This is a genomic window from Cupriavidus sp. GW822-FHT03E04, from assembly GCF_058801495.1.
In genome coordinates, this window is the sequence record NZ_JBXANI010000013.1 from 143,693 (window position 1) to 164,347 (window position 20,655).

Sequence of the window (20,655 nt, forward strand, 5' to 3'; positions counted from 1 at the left end):
CGAACCGCAGCGCGCGGCATAGCGAACGATCAGCCGCCTCTGCGCATCATATCGAAAAACTCGGCGTTGTTCTTGGTCGCCTTCATCTTGTCGAGAATGAACTCCATGGCCTGCACTTCATCCATGTCCGAGATGAACTTGCGCAGCACCCAGACCTTTTGCAGGATCTCGGGCTTGATCAGCAGTTCTTCGCGGCGCGTGCCGGACTTGTTCAGGTTGATCGACGGATAGACGCGCTTTTCCGCCAGGCGGCGTTCCAGGTGCACTTCCATGTTGCCGGTGCCCTTGAACTCTTCGTAGATCACGTCGTCCATGCGGCTGCCGGTTTCGATCAGCGCGGTGGCGATGATGGTCAGCGAGCCGCCTTCTTCCAGGTTACGCGCAGCGCCGAAGAAGCGCTTGGGGCGTTGCAGCGCGTTGGCGTCCACACCACCAGTCAGCACCTTGCCCGAGGCCGGCACCACAGTGTTATAGGCACGTGCCAGGCGGGTGATCGAGTCCAGCAGGATCACCACGTCGCGCTTGAGCTCGACTAGGCGCTTGGCCTTTTCGATCACCATTTCAGCGACCTGCACGTGGCGGATGGCGGGTTCGTCGAAGGTCGACGCCACCACTTCACCGCGCACCGAGCGCATCATTTCGGTCACTTCTTCCGGGCGTTCGTCGATCAGCAGCACGAACAGGTCCGCTTCCGGATGGTTGTTCGCAATCGCGTGGGCGATGTGCTGCAGCATCACGGTCTTGCCGGACTTGGGCGAGGACACCAGCAGGGCGCGCTGGCCACGGCCGATCGGCGCGATCATGTCGATGATTCGGCCGGTGATGTTTTCCTCGGCGCGGATTTCGCGCTCCAGCGTCAGCGGCCGGTTCGGGTGCAGCGGCGTCAGGTTCTCGAACATGATGCGGTTCTTGACCGCTTCAGGTGCTTGACCGTTGACCTTGTCCACCTTCACCAGTGCGAAATAGCGCTCGCCGTCCTTGGGGGTCCGTACTTCGCCCTCGATCGTGTCGCCGGTATGCAGGTTGAAGCGGCGGATCTGCGAAGGGCTGATGTAGATGTCGTCCGTGCTTGCCAGGTAGGAGGTCTCGGGCGAGCGCAGGAAGCCGAAGCCGTCCGGCAGGACTTCCAGGGTGCCGTCACCAAAGATGATTTCGCCCAGCTTGGCGCGCTTCTTCAGGATCGCAAACATCAGCTCCTGTTTGCGCATCCGTTGTGCGTTGTCGATCTCGAGGGTCGCGGCCATTTCGAGAAGCGCAGACACGTGAAGCGATTTGAGTTCTGTCAGGTGCATAGACGAGGGGTACAGAGGCGCCCGGACGGGCTGGACCTAAAGGAGGGGGAGGAAATGAGCGAACGCTCGGGGAAGTTGTTGATGCCATCTTAGCACAATCCGGACGGTGCGCCAGGGAAGGCGCACGCACGTCGGATTGTGGCTACACCGGGGGGGCGCCTGATGGCGCCGCGCCCCGGGCCGGCATATTACAGATTGCCGTCGAGGAATGCGGTCAACTGCGACTTGGACAGCGCGCCGACCTTTTGCGCGGCAACCGCGCCATTCTTGAACAGGATCAGCGTGGGGATGCCGCGAATGCCGAACTTGGCCGGCACTTGCTGGTTCTCATCGACGTTGATCTTCGCGATCTGCAGCTTGTCGCCGTAGTCCTTGGCCACTTCGTCCAGGATCGGGGCGATCATCTTGCAAGGACCGCACCATTCTGCCCAGAAGTCGAGCAGGACAGGCTTGTCGGACTGGAGCACGTCTGCGTCGAAGGAGGCGTCGCTCACATACTTGATTTGTTCACTCATGGCGGAAAACCTCTGGTTTCGCTCTGTTTAATTTGAAGGCGGGATTTGCCGAACCGCTACATTACACGAGTTTGCGCATACCTGTAGGCACGCGCCTTACCCGGTGCGGGCTTGTCCCGAGCGACGGGACAGCCACGATTGGCGGGATGTTGCTCATATGTTACCAGTTGATGGGAATTCAATACCCTGCCCATCAACCTCACGGTGCGCTGCCGTACGCGGTGATGAAACCCGCCGATGCGGCGGCGTGTAGCACCATTCTGCCCGCGAAGCCAAGCCTGGTGGGATGATTGTATTAATCGGCGCAAGAGCTTTTATCAATCGGGAGCCGCGCCGAAGCTCGCCGTCAGGTGCCTGATGTGTGACTTATGAGTAACGCCGCCACGGCTTTGATACGCGGCGCGGGGGGCTTGAGCAAACGCAATCCAATGCGATGCAAAGGTCGCGCGGCGCCCCCGGGCGCGTAGAATAGAATCATGCGCCCGGCCTCGGCCCGGCGCCTTTCCGCGCAACAGACAAGGCTACAGACCATGACGCCAGACACCCCTTCCAAGCCGGATCCGCAGCAACCCCCCGAAGTGGAACACTTGAGCGACGCGCTGGATCACATCAATGCCGCGGTCGAGCAAGAGAGCATTGCCGGCGGCGCGGCCAAGGGCCTCCTTTACAGCGTCATCGAGACCCTGGGCACGCTGGTGGGCGACCCCGACCTGCCAGAGCACGCACGCTCCGGCTACCAGGGCCTGCTGGAGACCGCGCGCGAAATCCGCTCGCGCCTCGAGGCCGGCAGTCACTGAGGGCTCTCCGGGCTCGCCGGTTATTCCCGCGTCTTTCGCGCATCCCGTGCGCGATGCCCGGCTGCGCGCGCTGACCGCCGTGCGCTTTCTCGCCATGGCATCCGATCCGGCCGTTACTCTCGCTTCATGACCTCGCTGCAATTTCGTCCCGGCCCCGACTTCCTGCCGCAGGCCGCCGCCGCGGCCTGGTATTTCCTCGACCATTGCGGGGAGCAGCAAGCCGCCGCGCATGTGGTGGTGCCCACCGCTGCGCAGATCCCCGGCGTGCGCCAGGCGCTGGATGCCGCCGCGCGCGCGGCCGGCAAGCCGCGGCTGCTGCCGCGGGTCGTCACCATTGGCCACTGGCTGCTCGACTTGCCACCCGACCCGATCCCGGTGCGCAGCCATGCGGCGCGGCTACTGGCCGTGCAGCAGGCCATCCGTGCGCAGGAATGGCTGCGGCGCGCATTTGGCGCGCAGACCGAGGCCGCGGCGTGGGGGCTGGCGCAGACGCTGCTCGCCATCAGCGACGAACTGAGCGCACGCTGGCTCGACGATGACGCCATCCGCGATGAAGATGTCGATGGGGACGATCGCGCGGCCTTGCTGCAGGGCGCGCTGGAGCGGACCTACGCGCATCTGTCCTCCCGCTTCCTCGGTGAGGAAGCCCGCATCGTGATGGCCTTCTGGCAAGCCTTGTCCGGCCCGGACGATCCGCTGCCCGCGCGCCGGCGCGCGCTGCACCGGCTGGCCCAGCACCTGGACGGCCCGGTCATCTGGCTCGGGCCAACGCCGCCCCAGCCGATCGAGGAAGCGTTCCTGCGGCAGGCCGCCGAGCTCGTGCCGGTGATCCGCATCGGCTACGACTGGACCGCGCAGTCCGCGCAGGCGCCGAGCAGCGCGCTCGATGCCGATTTGGGCGATGAGGACGGGGAGCTCGACTGGTACGACACCCTGCTGGCACTGTGGCCCGAGGCGCGGCTGCCTGGCGCGAACGAAGCCGCCGCGCGCCGCGCGCCACGTAGCCTGCCGGCCGAGCGCCCGCGCGTGCGCGTGATCGGCAGCGCGCGCTTCGAGGACGAGGCCGGCGCTGCCGCCGAGCAACTGGTGCAGTGGCTCAACGACGGCCGCCGCCACGTGGCGCTGGTGGCGCACGATCGCGTAGTAGCGCGGCGCGCGCGCGCGTTGCTGGCGCGGGCCGGCGCGCCGGTGCGCGATGAAACCGGCTGGAAGCTCTCGACCACGCGAGCCGCGGCTGCGCTGATGCGATGGTTCGACCTGCTCAACCAGGACGGCGATACCTCGGCCTTGCTCGACCTGCTAAAGAGCCCGTTTTGCCTGCCAGACTTCGCGTTGCGCGGCGAGGCCATTGCCGCGCTGGAGCGGCAGATCCGGCGCGACGGCATCAGCGGTGGCTGGCGCCGCTTGCAGCAGCGCTTCCGTCCTGATACGGCCGACCAGGCCGGCGGCGATAGCAACGCCGGCGACGCCGCGCAAGACGACGCGCGCCGCGCCGCCCGGCAGGCCGCTTGCGAGCTGGTGCAGCACCTTGCGGCCGAAGCCGGCGCGTGGCCGCGCGGCAACGCACAGCACCCGGTCTCGACCTGGCTGGAACGCCTCGATGCCACGCTGGATGTGCTCGGCATGCGCGAGGCATTGTCTGCCGACGATGCGGGCACACAAATGCTCGATGCGCTGGCGCGCCTTGCCGACCTGCCGCAGGACGAGACGGGTGCCGGCGCCACGCTCAATCTCGGCGAATTCCGCTCCATGCTGTCAGCCTTGCTTGAGTCGGTTGCCTACAAGGAGCCTTCGGCCAGCGGCGCCGCGCGCATCACCATCCTGCCGCTTAACGGCGCGCGCATGCGCCGCTTCGATGGGGTCGTGGTGGTGGGGTGCGACGACACGCAGCTTCCCTCCAGCGCGGCCGAGCTGATGTTCTTCTCCAACCAGATGCGGCGCGAGCTCGCACTGGAAGACCGCGAGGTGCGCTTCGCCCAGCAGGCGCGCGACCTGGCCGAGGTCCTGCTGAACAACGACGACGTGGTGCTCACCTGGCAGCGCCTTGGCGCGCGTGGCGAGCCCAAGCATGTGTCGGGCTGGATCGAGCGGCTCAGCGCGCTGTGCTCGCGCGCGGGCGCGCCGATCGAGGCGAGCGCGCTGCCGGTGCTGCACGAGACCTTCGCCGAGGTGGACGGCATGCCCGCGCCCGCGGCATCGGAGCTGGTGCCTGCGCGCTGGAGCGCGCAGGCGTACAACATGCTGCGTCGCTGTCCCTACCAGTTTTTTGCCGGCCGCATGCTCGGGCTGGCGGGGCTGGAAGTCGTCAGCGACGACCTCGAAAAACGCGACATCGGCGAGCTGCTGCACCGCGTGCTGCTGCGTTACCACCGCGAAGCGTCGCAGGACGGCTTGCGCCGTGAAGATGCTCGCCTGGCGCGCCTGCGCGAGATTTCCGATCACGAGTTCGGCGCGCTGATGAAGGAAGACGGCAACGCCATCGGCTACTACCGCCGCTGGTGCGAAGTGCTGCCGTCCTACGTGGCATGGCAGGCTGAACGCGAGGCACAGGGCTGGTTTTGGGACGATGGCGAGCTCGATGCCACTGTCGACCTGCCCATGCCCGACGGCCAGCCGCTGCGCGTCAATGGCCGCATCGACCGGCTCGATCGCGCGCGCGACGGCAGCCGCGCGGTGCTCGATTACAAGACCCAGACCGTGCTGCGCTTGAAGCGCAAGGTCGGGGACGTGGAAGAGGATTGCCAGTTGCCGTTTTATGGATTGCTGCGCGCCGACGTTGCCGCTGGCAGCTGGGTGGCGCTCGAAGGCGCGAAGGACGGGCCGCCGGCGCCACAGCGCGAAGTGAGCCTGCCTGACTTCGATGCCGCAGTGGCGTGGCTCGAACAACAACTGCGCAGCGACGTGATGCGCCTGCGCCAGGACGCGCCGCTGCCGGCCTTCGGGGACGCCAGCGCATGCACCTACTGCACCGCCCGCGGCCTGTGTCGCAAGGGCTTCTGGGAAAGCACGGCGTTGCCGCCGGGGATCGGAGGCCGCGCATGAGCATCCACGCCTATCTGCGCGATGGCCAGCCGGTGGCCGAGGCCGAGTTCACGCGCGCGGCCTGCGACCCCGCCAGCTCCGTGGTGGTCGAGGCTTGCGCGGGCAGCGGCAAGACCTGGCTGCTGGTGGCGCGCCTGCTGCGCCTGCTGCTGGCCGGCGCGGCGCCGCACGAGATCCTCGCCATCACCTTCACGCGCAAGGCCGCGGAGGAAATGCGCGAGCGCTTGCTGGAAGTGCTGGCGCAGCTCGCGCGCGACGATGACGACGCGGTGATTGCCGCGCTCACGCAGCGCGGGCTGTCGCCCGATGCCGCACGCGCCGCGCTGCCGCGCGCGCGCGGCCTGCATGCACAGGTGCTGGCCGCGCCCGGGCGCATGGCCATCGATACCTTCCACGGCTGGTTTGGCACGCTGCTGCGCGGCGCGCCGCTGGCGTCGGGCATCGTGCCGGGCGCCACGCTGCGCGAAGACGCACTGCGCATGAAGCGCGAGGCCTGGGCGCCGTTCTGGCAGGCCCTGGCCACGCCGCCGTATGCCAACCTGCGCGTCGCCTTCGAGCGGCTGGTGGATGCCATCGGCGAGTTCCAGGCGCGGGCCTTGCTCGACGCCATGTTCCATGCGCGCAGCGAGTGGTTTGCGTTCCGCGAAAGCGCCGATCCCGCCGAGGCGCTCGCCGCGGACCTGGGCGAGGATGCCCAGGTCGACGTGCTGCTGGACGTGCTGGCCGATGACGGCTGGCTTGACGCTTGCCAGGGCATGGCGTCGCAACTGGGCCGGGGCGGCAAGACCGAGCAGGCTCACGCTACGCGCCTGGCCGATGCGATCCTGGCGATCCGCGCTTGGCGCGAGGCGGGCGCCGAAGGGGGCGAGCCCGCCGAGCGCACCTTCGCGATATTGCGCGACGCGTTTTTTACCGCCGCCGGCAAGCCGCGATCGCTACGCGCCACCACGGCGCTGACCAAAGCGCTCGGTGGCGAGGCGATGGTCGATGCGTTCCTCGCCGAGCACGGCGACATGTGCGCCGCGCTGGAGCAGGTCGCGCAACGCCGCTGCGAGGCCGCGGTGCTGGCGGTCAACCTGGCGCTGTATGAACTGGGCGACGCGCTGCTGACGCGCTACCAGCACCACAAGTCCGAGCAGCGCGCGATGGACTTCGCCGACCTCGAATGGCTGGCCGCGCGGCTGATGCGCGACGAAGAGACCGCGACGTACCTGCAAGTCCGGCTCGATGCGCGCTACCGCCACCTGTTGCTCGACGAGTTCCAGGATACCAACCCGTTGCAATGGCGCATCCTGCAGGGCTGGCTGGCCGGCTACGCAGGCCTGGGTGAGCGGCCCACGGTATTCCTGGTGGGCGACCCCAAGCAATCGATCTATCGCTTCCGCCGCGCCGATGCGCGCCTGTTCCAGACCGCCGGCGAGATGCTGCAGTCGGGTTTTGGCGCCACCGTGCTGCGGACCAACCGCACCCGCCGTAACCGCCCGGAAGTGCTCGATTGGGTCAACGCGGTGTTCGACACCGGGCGCGCCGACGGGCGCTATCCGCTGTTCGAGACGCAGACGACCGCACTGGACGAGCCCGGCGGCCCGGTGTGGCTGTTGCCACTGGTCGAGCCCGAGGCAGAGCCGGCACCGCAGGACGACGCGGCTAGCGATGACGATGAAGCCGAGCGGGACCCCGCCATCCACCGCGATACGCTGACGCAGCCGCGCCAGCACGAAGGCGATTCGCTGCGGCTCGAAGAGGGCCGGCGCGTGGCGGCCTGGCTAAAGCATGTCCGCGCCACGGTGCCGGTTGCCGACAGCAATGGCCCGCGGCCCGCGCGCTGGAGCGATGTGCACTTGCTGGTGCGCCGCAAGACGCATCTGGCGGAGTACGAGCGCGCTTTCCGCGAGGCCGGCATTCCCTGCCTGAGCCCGCGCCGCGGCGGTTTGCTGGCTACGCTGGAAGCGCTCGACCTGTCCGCGCTGCTGGCGTTCCTGATGACGCCGGAGTCTGACCTGGACCTGGCCCATGTGCTCAAGAGCCCGCTGGTGGGCGCGACCGACGAGGACCTGATCGCCATCGCGCAGATGGCCCAGGCGCGCGAGCCGCGGCCAGGCTGGTGGGCCTGCCTGCGGGAGCAGGGGCTGCCCGAATTCGGCAGCCCGGCGCTGCGCGATGGCGTCGCGCGCCTGCGCCACTGGCTTGAGGTGGCGCCGCATCGCCCGGTGCATGACCTGATCGACCACATCTACCATGGCGGCGAAGTGCGCCGGCGCTACGCCGAGGCCGCGCCGGCCGAGATCCGCGACCAGGTACTAGCCAACCTCGATGCCTTCCTCAAGCTCTCGCTTGACCTCGATGGCGGGCGCTACCCGAGCCTGCCCAAGTTCATCGACGAGTTGCAGGAAATCCGGCGCGGCGAAGAAGGCGAAAGCCCGGATGAAGGCGGCATGGCCGATAGCGCCGAAGACGCGGAAGGCGAGGCCGATGCCGACGACGCCACCGACAATGCGCAGGACGCGGTCCACATCCTCACCGTGCACGCCGCCAAGGGGCTGGAGGCCCCGTTCGTCGTGCTGCTCGACGCAAATCATAGCGACGCCGCCGCGGATCGGAGCGGCATCCTGATCGACTGGCCGCCGTCCTCAAGCGTGCCGGTGCATTTTTCCGCCTATGGCAAGCGCAGCACGCGCGGGCTCGCTCGCGCGCCGTTGTTCGAGGCTGAGGCCGCCTTGGCCGAACGCGAGAACTGGAACCTGCTCTATGTGGCGATGACGCGCGCGCGCCAGGGCTTGCTGGTGAGCGGTGTCAAGGGGCGCGCATCGCGCAGCGCCGACAGCGCCGAGGGCAACCGCGAGATCGCCGGTAGCTGGTATGCGCGGCTGCTTGCGGCCGGCGTCGGCGTGGAAGTCGAGCCCTTTCCGGCGGCCACCGCGCAGGACGTGGCGGATGCCGCTGCCGGCAGTGATGCATGCGTGCGCTTTACCGATTTTCGCCAGCGTTACCGTGAAGCGGCCGAGAGCCTGGCGCCGGTGCTGGCGTGGGAGGACGAGGAGGCGGGGCAGGGCGCCGCCACGAGCGAGGACGGCGACCACACGATTGTGTTCGATGCCGACGCGGCGCGCCATGGCGAACTGTTGCACGCGCTGCTGGAACGCGTGACGCGCTACCCGGAGGCGTTCGAGGGCTTGCCCACGCCCGAGGTGGTGATGCGCTGGTTCCCGCTGGCAGGAGCCGGTACAGCGCAGGCGCGCACGCTGTGGCGGGACCAGGCGCATGCCGCGGTCGAAGGCGCGCGATTGATGCTGGAGGCGCCGGCATTGCGGCCGTTGCTGTTCCCGCAGGGCGCGCTCAGCGCCCGCAATGAGGTCGAGCTTTACGATGCGCGTGGCCGCCTGCTGCGGATCGACCGCCTGGTGGAGTTTGCCGATCGGGTGGTGATCATCGATTACAAGCTGCGCCTGCTGCCGCAGGAGCACGCGGCCTACGCGCAGCAGCTCGCAGGCTATGTGGCAGCGGTCAGGCCCATGTTCCCCGGGCGGCGGGTCGAGGCCGGCGTGGCCACGGCCGATGGGGAGTGGATTGCGGCGGATGCGCTGCAAACGTCGCGCCAGGGCACGCTGTTCTAGGCGAGTCCATGGATCATGGGAAACGGGAGGGCATTGCGTGGATGCGGATTCAGCGAGGCCCTGCCGAACATTGTGCTATCGGCGGCCTGATGCGCAGACTTGAAGAAAGCGCGATGATGCGAGGGGAGTTACTGCTGGACAGCTGCGGCTGGATAGCTGCGCAATACAGCTAGGGGGATGTTAGGGGGACGAGCCTGACCCTCGGCACTGGCGGAAAACGGCTGTGGCTGCTTCGTTCCCGACCTGACCAGGTTGACCGCGCCACCATGCGAGGAGGCCCGTCCGGTCGGCATTGTAACCCAGAGCGGGCGGGTCCGGCAGTTTTCCGCGAAATTGATTGCGTAAATTGATTGAGTCGCTTGATTGAGCCATGCAACCCAGACACCTGCGAGATCCACGATGAATGCCAAAGACCAGATGCTCCGCGCCACGCTGCCGCCCCAGGACATCTCCACGGAAGTCCTGCTGGAGAAGTACGCCAAGGGTGAGGAGGCGACCGCCGCCGACGTGCGCCAGCGGGTGGCGCGCGCGCTGGCCGAGGCAGAGCCCGAGGCGCAGCGCGCGCAATGGGCTGAGCGCTTCCTGTGGGCACAGGAGCAGGGCTTCGTGCCGGCGGGGCGGATCAACTCGGCGGCCGGCACGCGCATCGAGGCCACGCTGATCAACTGCTTCGTGCAGCCGGTGGGGGACTCAGTTTCCGAGGCGCGTGGCGGCAAGCCGAGCATCTACGCCGCGGTGGCGCAGGCGGCGGAGACCATGCGGCGCGGCGGCGGCGTGGGCTACGACTTCTCCGCGATCCGCCCAGCCGGCGCGCTGGTGAGGGGCACACACTCGCGCGCTTCGGGGCCCGTGTCGTTCATGAAGGTGTTCGATGCCTCCTGCGCCACGGTGGAATCTGCCGGTTCGCGCCGTGGCGCGCAGATGGGCGTGCTGCGCTGCGACCACCCGGATATCGAGACCTTCATCCACGCCAAGGACCGCGGCGACCTGACCAACTTCAATATCTCGATCGGCGTCAGTGATGACTTCATGCGCGCAGTCGAGGCCGATGGCGAGGTCGAGCTGGTGCACGAGGCCGAGCCCGCGGCGGAAACCATCGCCGCGGGCGCGTACCGGCGCGACGATGGCCAGTGGGCCTATCGCCGCGTGCCGGCTCGCCAGTTGTGGGATCAGGTGATGCAGGCTACCTACGACCATGCGGAGCCCGGCATCTTGTTTCTGTCGCACATCAACGACGACAACAATCTTTATTACTGCGAGCGCATTGAGGCCACCAATCCCTGCGCGGAGCAGCCGCTGCCGTCCTATGGCTGCTGCGACCTCGGCTCGATCGACCTGACCCGTTTCGTGCGCCAGCCCTTCGGCACGGACAGCCGCTTTGATTTCGAAGCCTTCGCCGAGGTGGTGCGGCTGGCGGTGCGCATGCTCGACAACGTGCTCGACGTTACCTACTGGCCGTTGCCGGAGCAGCAGGCCGAGGCGCATGCCAAGCGGCGCATTGGCCTGGGCTTCCTCGGGCTGGGCAGCGCGCTGGTGATGCTGGGCATCCGCTATGACGCCGAGGCGGGGCGCGCGCTGGCTGCGCGCATCGCGCAGACCCTGCGCGACACAGCCTACCTGGCCTCGGCCGGGCTGGCGCGGGAGAAGGGCGCCTTCCCCCTCTTCAAGGCCGAGGCCTACCTGGCCAGCGGCTTCGCGCGGCGCCTGCCGGCGGCGGTGCGTGACGCCATCGGCCGCGACGGCATCCGCAACTCGCACCTGCTGTCGATCGCCCCGACCGGCACCATCACGCTGGCGTTCGCCGACAACGCGTCGAACGGCATCGAGCCCGCTTTCTCGTGGACCTACAACCGCAAGAAGCGCATGGCGGACGATAGCTACAAGGTGTTCGAGGTGGCCGATCATGCCTGGCGCCTTTATCGCCACCTCGGCGGTGATATGGCGCAGTTGCCTGACAGTTTCGTCACGGCGCTGCAGATGTCGGCGCTCGATCATATGAAGATGCTCGAGGCGGTCCAGCCCTATATCGACACCAGCATCAGCAAGACGGTGAACGTGCCGGAGGACTATCCATACGAGGCCTTCCGCAATCTTTACCTGGAAGCCTGGCGCGCGGGGCTGAAGGGGCTTGCCACCTACCGCCCCAATAGCGTGCTGGGCGCGGTGCTGTCGGTGACGCCGCCGCCGGCCGGCGCCCCGGCTGCACCCGCCACGGCCGCTGTGACGGATGACCCGCTGCGCAAGCCATTCGCGAGCCGGCCCGTGGGTGACCTCGAAGGTGTGACGTCCAAGGTCGAGTACATGACTTACGAGGGGCACAAGACGGTCTACCTGACGGTCAATTTCATGCGTGTGGCCGGCCAGCTCGATGGCAAGCCGGTGGCCGTGGAGCGTCCGGTGGAGTTTTTCATGCCGGCCGGGCAACGCAACGACGGCCAGCAGTGGATCACGTCCACCATGCGGCTGCTGTCGATGGTGGCGCGTTCCGGGGGCTCGATCGCCAAGGCATTGGCCGATATGCGCAATGTTGTATGGGATAAGGGCACGGTGCGCTATGGCACGCTGGCGCGCCAGGACGGCACCGAGGTGCCGCGCTTCCACGATTCCGAGGTGGCGGCGATCGGGTATGCCCTGCAGCGCATCCTGATCAAGCGGGGTTTCCTCGATGCGGAGGGCATCCAAGTGCCGGTGGCGGCGCTTGCGGCCCGCCTGGCCGGGCTGGAAGGGCCAGGCGGGGGTGCCGTTGACAGTGGTGGCGCGGCCCCGGCAACGGGTGGCGCTGGCATGCCGGCCGCCGGGATGGGGCTGCGCTCGGGCAAGCCATGCCCGGAGTGCGGTGCCCATGCCCTGCATAAGGTCGATGGCTGCGCCAAGTGCGCCAACTGCGGGTATGTCGGGGAATGTGGCTAGGGGCCTGGGGCGCAGGGCAACGCACCTGGCCACCATGTGAAGCGGGCGTGAATCCCGCCTGAAGGACGGCTGCCTTTTGCTACAATCGCCGCCATGAGTTATCAAGTGCTAGCGCGCAAATGGCGCCCCCGGGATTTCACCACGCTGGTCGGCCAGGAGCACGTGGTCCGCGCGCTCACGCACGCGCTGGAACAACAGCGGCTGCACCATGCCTACCTGTTTACCGGTACGCGGGGCGTCGGCAAGACCACCTTGTCCCGGATTCTCGCCAAGGCGCTGAATTGCATCGGGCCGGACGGCACGGGCGACATCACCGCGCAACCTTGCGGGGTGTGCAAGGCCTGCACCGAGATCGATAGCGGGCGTTTCGTCGACTATATCGAGATGGACGCGGCCTCCAACCGCGGTGTCGATGAAATGGCGTCGCTGTTGGACAAGGCGGTCTACGCGCCCACGGCGGGGCGCTTCAAGGTCTACATGATCGACGAAGTGCACATGCTGACCAACCACGCCTTCAACGCCATGCTGAAGACGCTGGAAGAGCCGCCCGCGCACGTCAAGTTCATCCTGGCCACCACCGATCCGCAGAAGATCCCGGTCACGGTGCTGTCGCGCTGCCTGCAGTTCAACCTCAAGCAGATGCCGCCGGGCCATATCGTCAGCCACCTCGACCACGTGCTGGGCGAGGAGGGCATCGTGCGCGAGCCCAATGCGCTGCGCCTGCTGGCCCAGGCCGCCCACGGTTCGATGCGCGACGCGCTGTCGCTGACCGATCAGGCCATTGCCTACAGCGCCGGCCAGGTATCCGAGGCCGCCGTGCGCGGCATGCTGGGCGCGATCGATCAGAGCTACCTGGTGCAGTTGCTGGATGCGCTGGCCGCCGAAGACGGCCCCGCCATGCTGGCGGTGGCGGACGGCATGGCGGATCGCAGCCTGTCGTTTGCCGGCGCCTTGCAGGACCTGGCCTCGCTGCTGCACAAGATCGCGCTGGCCCAGGCGGTGCCCGCCTCGGTCCAGGAAGAATGGCCGGAAGCCGCCGAAGTGCGCCGCTTTGCCGCCGCCTTCGATGCGCAGGAAGTGCAGTTGTTCTACCAGATCGCCAACCTTGGCCGCAGTGAGCTGGCGCTGGCGCCCGACGAGTACGCGGGCTTCACCATGACGCTGCTGCGCATGCTGGCGTTCCGCCCGTCGGCCAGCCCCACACCTGCGGTGGCGCAGGGTGGCGGCCAACAGGCGCCGCGCGCACGCGGTGGCGCTGCGCCGGTGGCCCGGGTTGCGGCAGATGCGGCCGCAGCCAGCGCCGCCGTGGCGCCTGTTGCTCCGAGCTTGCGTGCGGCCGCGCCGATGCCGGCCGGCGATCCCGCGCCAGTCCAGGCACAACAGCCAGTGTCGGCCCCGACGCCGGCAGCACCCGCAAGGACGCTGAGCCCGGCTCCGGCAGCTGTCGCGCCGGCAGCCGCTCCTCCCGCCGCCGGGGCGCCGATGTCGCCGGCCCGTGCGGCGCTGGCCGCGGCGCGCCTGGCCTCCGCCGCGCGCGCAGGGGGCAGCCCGCGCACGCCGCCGCCTGCAGCCGTAGCTGCTGCTGCGCCAGCTGCGCGCCCGCCCTCGGCCCAGCCCTTGCGTCCGCCCGGCCCACCCGCTGCGGTGTCGAGGCCGGCGGCCCCGATGCCTGCCGCCCAGGCCGCAGCCCCTTCGCGCCGGGAGCCTGCGCCCGCGCGGCAAGCCGCCGCGGATGCGCGCGATGTCCGCGACAGCGGCCCGAGCGACGACGTCCCGCCGTGGGAGCACGCAGGCAGCAGCGACGTGCCGCCCTGGGAAGACCTCCCGCCCGACCTGCCCGTGATCGGGCCGTACGACAGCGATCCCGAGCCGATGCCCTCGCGCCAGGCCGCGCCCCGGCGCGAACCTGCCCCGCGCGCCGCACCGCCTGCTCCCGCTGCCGTGCAAGCTGCCCCGGCCGAACCCGTGGCTCCGGTGCGGCTCACGCCGCCTAAGCCGCCGGTGGCCGGCGAAGATGGCACGCCGCCGGTGTTTACCGGCGCGTGGCCGGCACTGGCTGCCAGCCTGCCGCTCAAGGGCCTTGCGCAGCAACTGGCCTACCAGAGCGAGCTTGTCCAGGTCGTGGGCCGTACCTTCCACCTGCGCGCGCCGGTGGCGCCCATTACCGAGGCCGGCGTCGTCGAGCGCCTGCAGCAGACGCTGGCCGAGCACCTCGGCACCGACGTGCGGGTGCAGTGCGAGATTGGCGCGGTAGCCGATACCGCCGCCGCCGCGGATGCGCAGGCTCGCGCGGAGCGCCAGCGCGAAGCCGAGGCCACCATCGAAGGGGATCCCTTCGTGCAGGGTCTGCTGCGCGAGTTCGGTGGCACGATCCTGGAGGGATCGATCCAGCCGCGCGCCGCCTGACCTCTTATTTTTGCCAGGCTGCCGGCGCCCATGACGCGCGGCGGCCCGTAACTTCTATCCAAACGCTAATCAGGAGCACTCCATGATGAAGGGCCAACTGGCCGGGCTGATGAAGCAAGCCCAGCAGATGCAGGAAAACATGAAGAAGATGCAGGAGCAGCTTGCCCTGATCGAGGTCGAGGGCCAGTCCGGCGCCGGCCTGGTCAAGGTGGTGATGACCTGCAAGAACGATGTCAAGCGCGTTTCCATCGACCCCAGCCTGCTTGCCGAAGGCGAAGACAAGGAACTGCTGGAAGACCTGGTCGCCGCTGCGTTCAACGACGCCGTGCGCAAGGCCGAGGCCACCTCGCAGGAAAAGATGGGCTCGATGACCTCCGGCCTGCCGTTGCCCCCGGGCTTCAAGCTGCCGTTCTGAGCCTGACACGGAGCCCGCATGATTCTCGAATCCGCAGTGCTGCCGGTGCGCCCCGGCCAGGAAGCCGCCTTTGAAGCGGCCTTCGGGCAGGCGCGTCATATCATCGCGGGCATGCCGGGCTTTCTTGGGCTTGAGTTGCATCGCGGCATCGAGCAGCCGTCGGAGTACCTGCTGACAGTGCGCTGGCGCACGCTGGAAGACCACACCGAGGGTTTCCGCGGCTCGCCCGAGTACCAGCAGTGGAAAGCCTTGCTGCATCATTTCTATGAGCCGTTTCCCACCGTGCTGCATCACTTGCCGGTGGTGAGCATGGCGGCGTCCGGGGGGGCGGCATGAAGGGCGCCCCCCCGACGTCGCTGCAGGCGCTGATCGAGGCGTTGCGGGTCTTGCCGGGCGTGGGGCCGAAGTCGGCCCAGCGCATGGCTTACCACCTGCTGCAGCACGACCGCGAAGGTGCCCGCAAGCTGGGCGACGCCTTGCGCGGCGCGGCCGACGGCATCAAGCATTGCTCGCGCTGCAATACCTTCACCGAGCAGGAAATCTGCACGACCTGCCTGGACCAGCGGCGCGACGCCTCGCTGCTGTGCGTGGTGGAGACGCCGTCCGACCAGATCATGATTGAGCAGACGCTGACCTATCGCGGCCAGTATTTTGTGCTGATGGGCCGGCTCTCTCCGCTCGACGGCATCGGCCCGCGCGAAATCCACCTGGACCGGTTGCTGGCGCGCGCCACCGACCCCGCCATGGGCGGCCCGGTGACGGAGGTGATCGTCGCCACCAATTTCACGAGCGAAGGCGAGGCCACGGCGCACTATGTTGGGGAGATGCTGAAGGCGCGCGGCCTCAAGGTGTCGCGCCTGGCGCGCGGCGTGCCGGTGGGCGGCGAACTCGAATACGTCGATGCCGGCACCATTGCCCGCGCGGTGATGGACCGGCGCGCGGTGTAGCCGTGCCCGGTCGTATTGCCATGCCTGGGTCCGTGCGCGGGGCCACAACCGCATGAATCTCGCCCGTTTCGACCTTGTCACGCTTGGCCTGTTCGTGGCCGTGGCCCGCCAGGGCAGCATTTCCGCCGGCGCGCGCCAGTCTCACCTGGCGGTGGCGGCGGCCAGCAAGCGCATTTCCGACCTGGAGGCCGCCGTTGGCGCGCCGCTGTTCTTTCGCCACGCGGCCGGGGTGCAGCTGACCGAGGCCGGGCAGGCCTGCTTCCACCATGCGCTGACCATCCTGCAGGACGTGGAGCGCATGGCCGGCGTGATGTCGGACTACGCCAGCGGCGTGCGTGGCCAGGTGCGCGTGTGCGCCAATACCTCGGCCATCACGCAGTTCCTGCCCGACGACCTGGCGACCTTCATGGCGCTGCATCCCACCATCCGCATCGAGCTCGAAGAGCAGAACAGCAGCGAGATCGTGGCCGCGCTGGTGGAAAACCGCGCGGACGTGGGCATCTTTGCCGACCGCACGCCCAGCGCGGGCCTGGTCACGGTGGAGTACCGGCAGGACGAACTGGTGCTGGTCACGCCGCCGGGCCATCCGCTGTCGGAGCGCGGGCCCGTGCGCTATGCGGACACGCTGGAATACGACTTCGTCAGTTTGCCGCAGGTCACCTCGCTGGCGGCTCGCCTGCTGGAGGAAAGCAGCCGGCTGGACCGGCCTTTCCGCCTGCGCATCCAGGTGCGCAGCTTCGACGCCATGTGCCGCATGGTGATGGCGGGGCTGGGCGTGGGCGTGCTGCCGCGCATCGCGGCCGAGCCGCACGTGCAGTCGATGGGGTTGTCGCTGGTGGGGCTGCAGGATGCGTGGGCACGCCGCACGCTGCTGATCGGCATGCGTGACCCTGCGGCGCTGACGGTGTCGGCGCGGCTGCTCATTACCCATCTCTGCGGCGACCGCGCGCCGTTCTGACGCCCTTGGGCTTCAACGTGGCTCGTTCGGGGCTTTCGCGTTCCGAGAAGGCCCGCTTCTCCGAATGCCGATTCCGCCAGCCGCCCGGCTGGGGCACACTGCGTCGAAATAAGGCGTGCTGCCAGCCGCACCGGCCGCACTAGCCGCGGCGCTTCCCATCGGCACACGCCCGCTGTAACCCACACCGCACGGAGACACCCCCACCATGGCGCGACAGATCCTTGAAGGCATTCGGGTCCTCGAACTCGGGCAACTGATTGCCGGCCCCTTCGCCGCCAAGACCCTCGCCGATTTCGGCGCTCACGTGGTCAAGGTGGAGCCGCCCGGACAGGGCGACCCGCTGCGCAAATGGCGCATGCTTTACGAGGACACCTCTGTCTGGTGGGAAGCGCAATCGCGCAACAAGCAATCCATCTGCATCGACCTGCGCATTCCGGAAGGGCAGGCCGTGGTGCGCAAGCTGGCCGCCGAGGCCGACGTGCTGATCGAGAACTTCCGCCCGGGCACCATGGAAAAATGGGGCCTGGGCTATGAAGCGCTGCGCGCGGAAAACCCCGGCCTGATCATGGTGCGCGTGTCCGGCTACGGCCAGACCGGCCCGAAGAAGGACGAGCCGGGCTTTGCCGCGGTGGCCGAGGCCATGGGCGGCCTGCGCTACCTCACGGGCGAGCCGGGCCGTGCGCCGGTGCGCGCCGGTCTGTCGCTAGGCGACACCATTGCCGGGCTGCATGGCGCGCTCGGCGTGCTGCTGGCGCTGTACGAACGCGATGCGCGCGGCGGTGAAGGGCAGGTGATCGACGTGGCGCTGTACGAGTCGCTGTTCAACCTGAGCGAAAGCCTGCTGCCGGAGTATTCGGCGTTTGGTGCCGTGCGCCAGCCGGCTGGCGGCGCCTTGCCCGGCATCGCGCCGTCCAACGCCTATCCCTGCGCCAGTGGCGAGTACGTGCTGGTGGCCGCCAACGGAGACGCCATTTTCAAGCGCCTGATGCACGCGATCGGCCGCGCCGACCTGGGCGACGACCCGGCGCTCGCGCGCAACGACGGGCGCGTGAAACGCGTCGACGAGATCGATGCCGCCATCACGGCGTGGACCCGCACGCAAAGCGTGGAAGACGCGCTGGTGGTGCTCAAGCAGGCCGAAGTGCCATCCGGGCGCATCTACACCGTCAAGGACATCTCGGAAGACCCGCACTACCGTGCGCGCGGCGTGATCGAGAGCGTGACCGCGGCCAGCGGCCTGACCGTCGAAGTGCCGGGCATCATGCCCAAGCTTTCGGCCAGCCCGGGCGCCATCCACGACCGTGCGCCCACGTTGGGCGAACACACCGACAGCGTGCTGGAGGCGGCCGGCTTCGACGCTGCCACCATCGCTGACATGCGCGCACGCGGGGTGGTGGCATGAGCGCGTCATCCATGCTGCGCGGCCCGGCCCGCATCGAGATCAACGAAGTCGCACCGCGCGACGGCCTGCAGATCGAGCCGGCCGTGGTGCCCACCGATGCCAAGGTCGCCTTCCTCGACGCCTTGTCCGCCTGTGGCTTTGCCCGCATCGAAGCCACGTCATTTACCTCGGCCAAGGCCATCCCCGCTTTGGCCGATGCCGAGGCGGTCATGCACCGCATGCAGCGCGGCGCGGACGTGCGCTACACCGCGCTGGTGCCGAACCTGCGCGGCCTGGAGCGCGCGTTGTCGTGCCGGCCTGATGAGCTCAACCTGGTGATGTCGGCCAGCGAGACGCATAACCGCGCCAACCTGCGCATGACGCGCGCCCAGTCGCAAGCGCAGTTGCTGGCAATGATCGAGGCGGCTAACGCGGCGGTTGTGCCGGTCAATGTTTCGCTGTCCACCGTGTTCGGCTGCCCCTTCGAGGGCGAGGTCGATGCCGATGCCGTGATGGCGCTGGCCGAGTCCTTCGCCCATGCCGGCGCGGCAGGTATCACGCTGTGCGACACCACCGGCATGGCGTATCCCACGCAGGTGGCGGCGCTGTGCGAGCGTTTCCAGCGAAGCCTGCCGCAGGCGGGCCTCACCATTCACCTGCATAACACCCGCGGGATGGGCCTGGCCAACGCGTTGGCCGCCTGGCAGACGGGCGTGACCCGCTTCGACGCCGCTGCCGGCGGCCTCGGTGGTTGCCCCTTTGCGCCCGGCGCCAGCGGCAACGTCAGCACCGAAGAGCTGGTGCATATGTTCGATGCCATGGGCGTGGACACCGGCGTGGACCTGGCGCGCCTGCTCGACGTGGTGGCTGGCTTGCCCGCGCTGGTCCAGCGTGACACCGCCAGCCAGTTGCTGCGCGCGGGCACGCGCCTGCGCACGCACCAGCCGCCGGCCTGGCTGGCCGAGCATTTCGCCGGGCAGGGCTGATGCTAGGGCTGACACCAGGGCTGATGCTAGGGCTGATGCTAGGGCTGACAGCGGGCCCGCCGCAAGAATCCCGAAGGACGGGTGCGCACCGCACGGCGAGGGCCGGCGGGCGCTGAACAGAAAACCAAGATCAACAAGCACCAAGCAGGAGACACTTCATGCCTCGCAATCCGGCATCTGCCATCGCACGTCCCCAATCTTCCCTGTGCGCATCCGGCGCGCGCCGCAAGACGCTCGCCGCCGCCGTGGCGCTGGCTGCCGCCGGCCTGGCCGGCACGGCCGCATGGGCGCAGGACGGCGCCTACCCGACGCGCCCGGTCACGCTGGTGGTGTCCGCCGCTGCCGGCGGCACGACCGACCTGGCCGCGCGCATGATCTCCGAGCCCCTGTCCAAGGCCCTCGGCCAGCCGGTGGTAGTGGACAACCGGCCCGGTGGCTCGGGCGGCATTGCCGCGCAGACGGTGGCGCGCGCCAAGCCGGACGGCTACACCCTGATGGTGCAGTACTCGGGCTACCAGGTCATCTCGCCGCTGCTGATGAAGAACGCGTGGGACCCGGTGAAGGACTTCGCGCCGGTCGCCAACATCCTCTCGGCCCCGCAGGTGCTGGTGGTGCGCCCGAGTTTGCCGGTGAAGACGCTCAGGGAGCTGGTGGCCTATGCCAAGGCCAACCCCAACAAGCTCAACTACGCCTCGTCGGGCAACGGCTCCCTGCAGCATGTCTCCACCGAGCTGCTGAACCAGATGGCCGGCATCCAGATCACCCATGTCCCGTACAAAGGCACCGGCCCGGCCATGACCGACCTGCTGGGCGGCTCGGTGGATCTCACCATCACCACGCCGCCGCCCCTGATGGGGCATATCGCGGGCGGCAAGCTGCGAGCGCTGGTGGTCACCAGCAAGCAGCGCCTGCCGAGCCTGAAGGACGTGCCCTCCGCGCCGGAAGCGGGCTACCCCGATCTCGATGTGTCGTCCTGGTTCGCCATGTACGCGCCGGCCGGCACGCCCAAGCCGATCATCGACAAGCTCGCCGGCGAGATCGAGCGCATCATGCAGACCGAGGCCTTCCGCAAGAAGGCGGAAGAGCTCGGCGCCGAGGCGAAGTTCATGGGCCCGCAGCAACTCGCGACCTATCAGCGCAACGAGCTGGTCCGCTGGGCCAAGGTCATCAAGGCGGCCGATATCCACGCGGAATGATGCCTGTGCCCTGGGGCCGGTAGTAAGCCGGCCGAAAGGCGCACCCTGTATCTTCGATGCCCACACGCTGGTGCGGATGCCGGCGTGGCATAGGTGTTGATCCCGATGCGGCCCTTTGCGGCATCGGCTAGCATCGCAACTTGCCGCTACGCGGCACGACGCAAGCCGTAGCACAAGCGGCATGCATCAGCGCGAG

Annotated in this window: 14 protein-coding genes and 1 other RNA gene; 12 read left to right on the top strand and 3 right to left on the bottom strand. The window is 68.5% G+C overall.

Translation table 11 applies throughout. From position 1 onward, the window contains the following. Positions 1–29: 29 nt before the first annotated feature. The gene (gene rho / locus AC1RQC_RS20355) at positions 30–1,292 is read right to left on the bottom strand and encodes a transcription termination factor Rho (RefSeq protein ID WP_043347534.1); all 1,263 of its coding nucleotides are present in this window, start codon (positions 1,290–1,292) and stop codon (positions 30–32) included. A 188-nt stretch (positions 1,293–1,480) separates the two neighbouring features. Then, positions 1,481–1,807 (bottom strand): thioredoxin TrxA, encoded by a 327-nt coding sequence (trxA, locus tag AC1RQC_RS20360; protein WP_010814265.1) that lies wholly within the window; start codon positions 1,805–1,807, stop codon positions 1,481–1,483. 530 nt (positions 1,808–2,337) lie between these two features. Between trxA and AC1RQC_RS20365 the strand changes: the two genes are divergently transcribed. The 3 genes from AC1RQC_RS20365 (at position 2,338) to AC1RQC_RS20375 (ending at position 9,260) form a co-directional block, all read left to right on the top strand. After that, positions 2,338–2,604 (top strand): hypothetical protein, encoded by a 267-nt coding sequence (locus tag AC1RQC_RS20365; RefSeq protein WP_150983336.1) that lies wholly within the window; start codon positions 2,338–2,340, stop codon positions 2,602–2,604. A gap of 126 nt (positions 2,605–2,730) precedes the next feature. Beyond that, entirely contained in the window at positions 2,731–5,646 is a 2,916-nt protein-coding gene (locus tag AC1RQC_RS20370; RefSeq protein ID WP_492373881.1) for a PD-(D/E)XK nuclease family protein, read from the top strand. Then, entirely contained in the window at positions 5,643–9,260 is a 3,618-nt protein-coding gene (locus tag AC1RQC_RS20375) for a UvrD-helicase domain-containing protein (protein WP_492884415.1), read from the top strand. Before AC1RQC_RS20370 ends, AC1RQC_RS20375 begins: the two co-directional genes overlap by 4 nt. Before the next feature lie 184 nt (positions 9,261–9,444). Here AC1RQC_RS20375 and ffs read toward each other — a convergent pair. After that, positions 9,445–9,543: signal recognition particle sRNA small type (gene ffs, locus AC1RQC_RS20380), an RNA gene on the bottom strand. Positions 9,544–9,659: 116 nt separating this feature from the next. Between ffs and AC1RQC_RS20385 the strand changes: the two genes are divergently transcribed. The 9 genes from AC1RQC_RS20385 (at position 9,660) to AC1RQC_RS20425 (ending at position 20,459) form a co-directional block, all read left to right on the top strand. After that, positions 9,660–12,170, top strand: a complete 2,511-nt coding sequence (locus tag AC1RQC_RS20385; RefSeq protein WP_492884416.1) for an adenosylcobalamin-dependent ribonucleoside-diphosphate reductase — start codon at positions 9,660–9,662, stop codon at positions 12,168–12,170. 93 nt (positions 12,171–12,263) lie between these two features. Next, positions 12,264–14,576: a DNA polymerase III subunit gamma/tau gene (locus AC1RQC_RS20390; protein ID WP_492884417.1), complete on the top strand. Its 2,313-nt coding sequence runs from the start codon at positions 12,264–12,266 to the stop codon at positions 14,574–14,576. 82 nt (positions 14,577–14,658) lie between these two features. Continuing rightward, positions 14,659–14,991 carry a YbaB/EbfC family nucleoid-associated protein gene (locus AC1RQC_RS20395; RefSeq protein ID WP_006157727.1) on the top strand — a complete coding sequence of 111 codons (333 nt, stop codon included), beginning with the start codon at positions 14,659–14,661 and terminating at the stop codon, positions 14,989–14,991. An 18-nt stretch (positions 14,992–15,009) separates the two neighbouring features. Next, complete coding sequence (locus tag AC1RQC_RS20400; RefSeq protein WP_174423318.1) at positions 15,010–15,327, top strand: antibiotic biosynthesis monooxygenase family protein; 318 nt, start codon at positions 15,010–15,012, stop codon at positions 15,325–15,327. After that, entirely contained in the window at positions 15,324–15,938 is a 615-nt protein-coding gene (gene recR / locus AC1RQC_RS20405; protein WP_492884418.1) for a recombination mediator RecR, read from the top strand. The genes AC1RQC_RS20400 and recR overlap by 4 nt, the downstream gene beginning before the upstream one ends. Before the next feature lie 52 nt (positions 15,939–15,990). Further along, positions 15,991–16,896, top strand: a complete 906-nt coding sequence (locus tag AC1RQC_RS20410) for a LysR family transcriptional regulator (protein ID WP_492372446.1) — start codon at positions 15,991–15,993, stop codon at positions 16,894–16,896. 205 nt (positions 16,897–17,101) lie between these two features. Further along, positions 17,102–18,298, top strand: coding sequence for a CaiB/BaiF CoA transferase family protein (locus AC1RQC_RS20415; RefSeq protein WP_492809164.1), 1,197 nt, complete (start codon positions 17,102–17,104; stop codon positions 18,296–18,298). After that, entirely contained in the window at positions 18,295–19,263 is a 969-nt protein-coding gene (locus tag AC1RQC_RS20420; protein WP_492372444.1) for a hydroxymethylglutaryl-CoA lyase, read from the top strand. The genes AC1RQC_RS20415 and AC1RQC_RS20420 overlap by 4 nt, the downstream gene beginning before the upstream one ends. A 158-nt stretch (positions 19,264–19,421) precedes the next feature. Next, on the top strand, positions 19,422–20,459 hold the full coding sequence (locus AC1RQC_RS20425; RefSeq protein WP_492884419.1) for a Bug family tripartite tricarboxylate transporter substrate binding protein: 1,038 nt from the start codon (positions 19,422–19,424) through the stop codon (positions 20,457–20,459). Positions 20,460–20,655 lie beyond the last annotated feature (196 nt).